Origin of the sequence: Streptomyces sp. NRRL S-1022, assembly GCF_000720135.1 — a bacterium.
Taxonomy (GTDB): domain Bacteria; phylum Actinomycetota; class Actinomycetes; order Streptomycetales; family Streptomycetaceae; genus Streptomyces.
The window spans coordinates 1-4,632 of sequence record NZ_JOIU01000067.1 but is presented as its reverse complement, the minus strand read 5'-3'; the positions used below and the strand labels follow the sequence as shown (position 1 = coordinate 4,632).

The window sequence follows — 4,632 nt, the reverse complement described above, 5'->3', positions numbered from 1 at the left end:
CCGCCGCGCGTCCGACAGCCGCTCCACCACCAGCACACCCACACCCTCGGCCCAGCCGGTGCCGTCGGCCGACGCCGCGAACGCCTTGCACCGCCCGTCGGGGGAGAAGCCGCGCTGGCGGCTGAAGTTCACGAACTCGGTCGGTGTGGCGAGGATCGTCACACCGCCCACCAGCGCCATGGAGCAGTCGTCCCGGCGCAGGGCCTGCCCCGCCAGGTCGAGCGCCACCAGCGAGGAGGAGCAGGCCGTGTCCACCGTCACGGCCGGCCCCTCCAGGCCCAGGGTGTAGGAGACCCGGCCCGACAGGACGCTGCGCGCGGCGCCCGTCATCTTGTAGCCCTCGATCTCGCCGGGGGCCTGCTGGAGCGTGAGCTGGTAGTCGTCGGTGACGCAGCCGGCGTAGACGCCGGTGCGGCTGCCGCGCAGGGTGAGGGGGTCGATGCCCGCGCGTTCCAGCGCCTCCCAGGCGACTTCCAGGAACAGCCGCTGCTGCGGGTCCATCGCCAGCGCCTCACGCGGCGAGATACCGAAGAACTCCGCGTCGAAGTCCGCGGCCTCGTACAGGAATCCGCCCTGCCGGGTGACGGTCCGGCCGGTCCGGTCCGGATCGGGGTCGTAGAGGTTCTCGTCCCATCCCCGGTCGGTGGGGAAGCCCGCGATCACGTCGGCCCCGGACGCGACCACGTTCCACAGGTCCTCGGGGGACCGCACGCCGCCCGGGTAGCGGCAGCTCATCCCCACGATCGCGAGGGGTTCGCGGCGCTTGTCCTCGGACTCCTTCAGGCGGCGGCGTGACTCCGTCAGCTCGACGGTCACGCGCTTGAGGTACTCCCGGAGCTTTTTCTCGTCAGGTGTGGCGTTCATTGGTTCCTCGCTGATGTCTGGCAGGTGTCCTGCCGGGCCGCCGGGTCAGGGGGTGCCGAGCTCGCTGTCGATGAAGGCGAAGATGTCCTCGTCGGAGGCCTCCTCCAGCTGCGCCGCGACGGCGGCGACCTCCGCGTCCTGGCCGGTCAGCTCCGCCAGGAGGGACTGGAGGCGGGCGCCGATCCGCTCCCGCACGGTCCGGTCGCCGGAGTGCGCGGCGATCAGGGTCTGCAGCTTGTCCAGCTCCTGGTCGACGGGGGTGCCCTCCTGTGCCGGGGCGATCTCGGCGCGCAGGAAGGCGGCCACCGCGGCCGGGTTGGGATGGTCGAACACGAGCGTGGCGGGCAGCCGCAGCCCGGTGACCGCGCCCAGCCGGTTGCGCAGCGACACCGCGGCCAGGGAGTCGAGGCCCAGGTCCTTCAGGGCCCGGGTGGCGGGGACCGCCTCGGGACCGGAGTGCCCCAGGACGGCGGCGATCTCCGTGCGGACCAGGTCGGTCAGCAGCCGTTCCTGTTCCGACTCGGGCAGTCCGGCCAGGGACTGCAGCAGTGTGTCCGCGGCCTCGGAGGCACCGGCGCCGTCCTCGCCCTCGGCCTGGCTCAGCGCCTGGCCGGCCTCGGGCAGCCCGCTGATCAGCGGGCTGGGCCGGACGGCGGTGAAGGCCGGGGCGAACAGCTCCCAGTCCACGTCGGCGACGACGTAGGCCGCTTCGGGCTGTCCGATGCTCTCGGCCATGGCGTCGAGAGCGAGGTCGGGTGCCATGCCGGCGAGTCCGCGGCGGCGGAGCTGTTCCCGGCGGAGTTGCTCGGCGGCCGGGTCCGGCGCCTCGACGGCGGTGGACGGGGTGTCCGCCCACAGGCCCCAGGCGAGCGCGGTCGCGGTCCGGCCGCTGCCCCGGCGGTGCTCGGCGAGCGCGTCGAGGTAGGCGTTGGCCGCGCCGTACGCGCCCTGGCCGCCGCTCCCCCACACGCCGGCGATCGACGAGAACAGGACGAAGGCGTCCAGGTCCCCGGCGTCCACGAGGTCGTGCAGGTGGGCCGCGCCCGCGGCGACGGCGCTCACGGTGGCGGCGAACTCCGCCGGGTCCGTCCCGGCCAGTGCGGCGCTGCGCGGGTCGCCGGCGGTGTGGAACACGGCGGTCAGCGGCTGCTCCGCCGGGATGCCGTCCAGCAGTGCGGCCACGGCGGCCCGGTCGGCGAGGTCGCAGGGGACCACGGTCACCCGGGCGCCCGCCGCGGAGAGCTCCTCCAGCGTGTCCCGCAGACCCTGGCCCTCGGCGCCCGGGGAGTGGGTGAGCACCAGGTGCGGGGCGCCGAGGGCGGCGAGCCGGCGCGCCACCCGCGCTCCCATCCCCCAGGTGCCCTCGGTGACCAGGACGGTGCCGCGGGGCCGGTAGGTGTCGCCGGCCGGCCGTCCCGGCGTGGCGCGGACCAGTCGGCGTACGAGCGTGCCGGCGGGCCGGATGGCCAGCTGGTCCTCGCCGGCGGGGTCGGCGAGCACGGCCGTCAGGCGTCGCAGCGCGCCGTCGTCCACGACGGCCGGCAGGTCGACCACACCGCCCTGGAGCTGCGGGTGTTCGAGTGCCGCCGTGCGGTGCAGGGCCCACACCGCCGCCTGGGCGGGGGCGTCGAGCGTGTCCGGGCCTCCCGTGGCGACGGCGCCCTGGGTGAGGAGCCAGAGCCGGGGTGGCTCGGCCGTCTCGGTGACCGCCTGGATCAGCAGCAGGCTCGCCAGGACGCCCCGCGTGAGCGTGGGGTGGTCGCCGTGCGGGACGGGGTCCAGCGCGAGCATCGACAGGACGCCTTCGGCGGGAGTGTCGCCGGCGGCCTCCGCGAGCTGCCGCGCGAGCGTGTCCCGGTCGGTCCGCGCCGGGTCGACGGTCACCCGGAGCACCCGGGCGCCCCGTCCGGCCAGTGCCGCCTCGGCCGAGGCCGTCGGCTCGGACCCGGACAGTGCCGCGGGTACGACGACCAGCCAGGTGCCGGTGAGCGTTCCCTCGGCGGGCACGGTGGCGGGCCACCAGGCGGCCCGGTACCGCCAGGAGCCGGTGACGGAGCGCCGCGCGCTGTCCTCCCGCCATGAGGCGAGCGCCGGCAGCAGCTGGGCGAGCGCGCCGGAGCCGTCGGTGCCGAGCAGGTCCTCCAGCGCCGCGAGGTCGCGCTCCCGGACCGCGGTCCAGAACTGCTCGTCCTGGCCGCCGTCGCCACCGGCCTGCGGGGCGGGCGTCTGCAGCCAGTACCGCTGCCGCTGGAAGGGGTAGGTGGGCAGTTCCACGCGCCGGGCGCCGGACCCGTCGAACAGCGCCGGCCAGTCCACCCGGACGGCCCCGTTCGCGTGGGCCTCGGCCACCGCGGTGGTGAGGGTGCGGGCCTGCGGCCTGCCGCGTCGCTGGGTGGCGAGCAGCAGCGGCTCGGTGTCGCCGGTCCCGCTCAGGCAGTCCTGCGCCATGGCGGTGAGTACGGCGTCCGGTCCCAGCTCGACGTAGGTCTGCACCCCTTCGGCGTGCAGGGTCCGTATGCCGTCGTGGAAGCGCACCGCCCGGCGGATGTGGTCGGCCCAGTAGTCCGCGGAGCGGGCCTCGTCGGCGGTGAGGACGCGGCCGGTCACGTTGGAGACGATCGGGATGAGCGGCCGGGAGAACCCCAGCTTTCCGGCGGTCGCACGGAACTCGTCCAGCATGGGTTCCATGTGGGGCGAGTGGAAGGCGTGGCTGACGTTGAGCCGGCGCGTCTTGACGCCGACGGCGTCGAGCGCGGCGGTGATCCGCAGCACCGTGTCCTCGTCACCGGAGATCACCACGGACGCGGGGCCGTTGACGGCGGCGACGGACACCTCGGCCTCGTGGCCCGCCAGCAGGCCGGACACCTCCTCCTCGGTGGCCAGCACCGACACCATGGCGCCTCCCGCGGGCAGGGCCTGCATCAGGCTGCCGCGGGCGGCCACCAGGGCGGCGGCGTCGTCCAGGGAGAGCACCCCGGCGACGTGCGCGGCGGCGAGTTCGCCGACCGAGTGGCCCATCAGGTAGTCCGGGCGCAGCCCCCAGGACTCCAGGAGGCGGAACAGTGCCACCTCCAGGGCGAACAGCGCCGCCTGGGTGTGGACGGTCCGGTCCAGCAGTCCGGCGTTCTCCGTGCCGTCACCGGCGAACATGATCTCGCGCAGCGGACGGGCGAGATGGCTGTCCAGGGCGTCGCAGACCGCGTCGAGGGCCTCGGCGAACACCGGGTACGCGGCGTACAGTTCGCGTCCCATGCCGGGCCGCTGGCTGCCCTGTCCGGTGAACAGGAAGGCCACCTTGCCGCCCCGGTCGGCGACGCCCGTGACGACTCCGGGAGCGGGGCGCCCCTCGGCCAGTGCGACGAGACCGTCCCGCAGCTCCGCCTCGTCGGTACCGAGCACGACGGCGCGGTGGTCGAACACCGTGCGCCCGGCGAGGCTGAACGCGACGTCCGTCATCGGGACGCCCGGCGGCGTGCCGACGTGCTCGCGCAGCCGCGCGGCCTGCGCGGTGAGCGCCTCGGTGTTCCTGGCCGACAGCACCAGCGGCAGGACCGCCGGGCCGCCGGTGCCGCTGCCGGTGGCCCTGTCGGTGCCGCTGTCGGGGGCCTCGTCGGTGCCGGTGTCGGTGTCGGTGTCGGCCGGGATCTCGGCGGGGGCCTCTTCCAGGACGACGTGCGCGTTGGTGCCGCTGATGCCGAAGGAGGACACCGCGGAGCGGCGGGGGCGGCCGGTGTCGGGCCACTGCCGCTCCTCGGTGAGCAGCTCCAC

General features: G+C 75.3%; 2 protein-coding genes. Both read right to left on the bottom strand.

Features of this window, described 5'->3' with window-relative positions:
* Positions 1 to 864 (bottom strand): beta-ketoacyl synthase N-terminal-like domain-containing protein (locus tag IG05_RS0140665; RefSeq protein ID WP_030349129.1); only part of this gene is annotated, 864 nt, incomplete at its 3' end.
* Between the two features lie 45 nt (positions 865 to 909).
* Positions 910 to 4,632 (bottom strand): SDR family NAD(P)-dependent oxidoreductase (locus IG05_RS48165; RefSeq protein ID WP_030349128.1); only part of this gene is annotated, 3,723 nt, incomplete at its 5' end.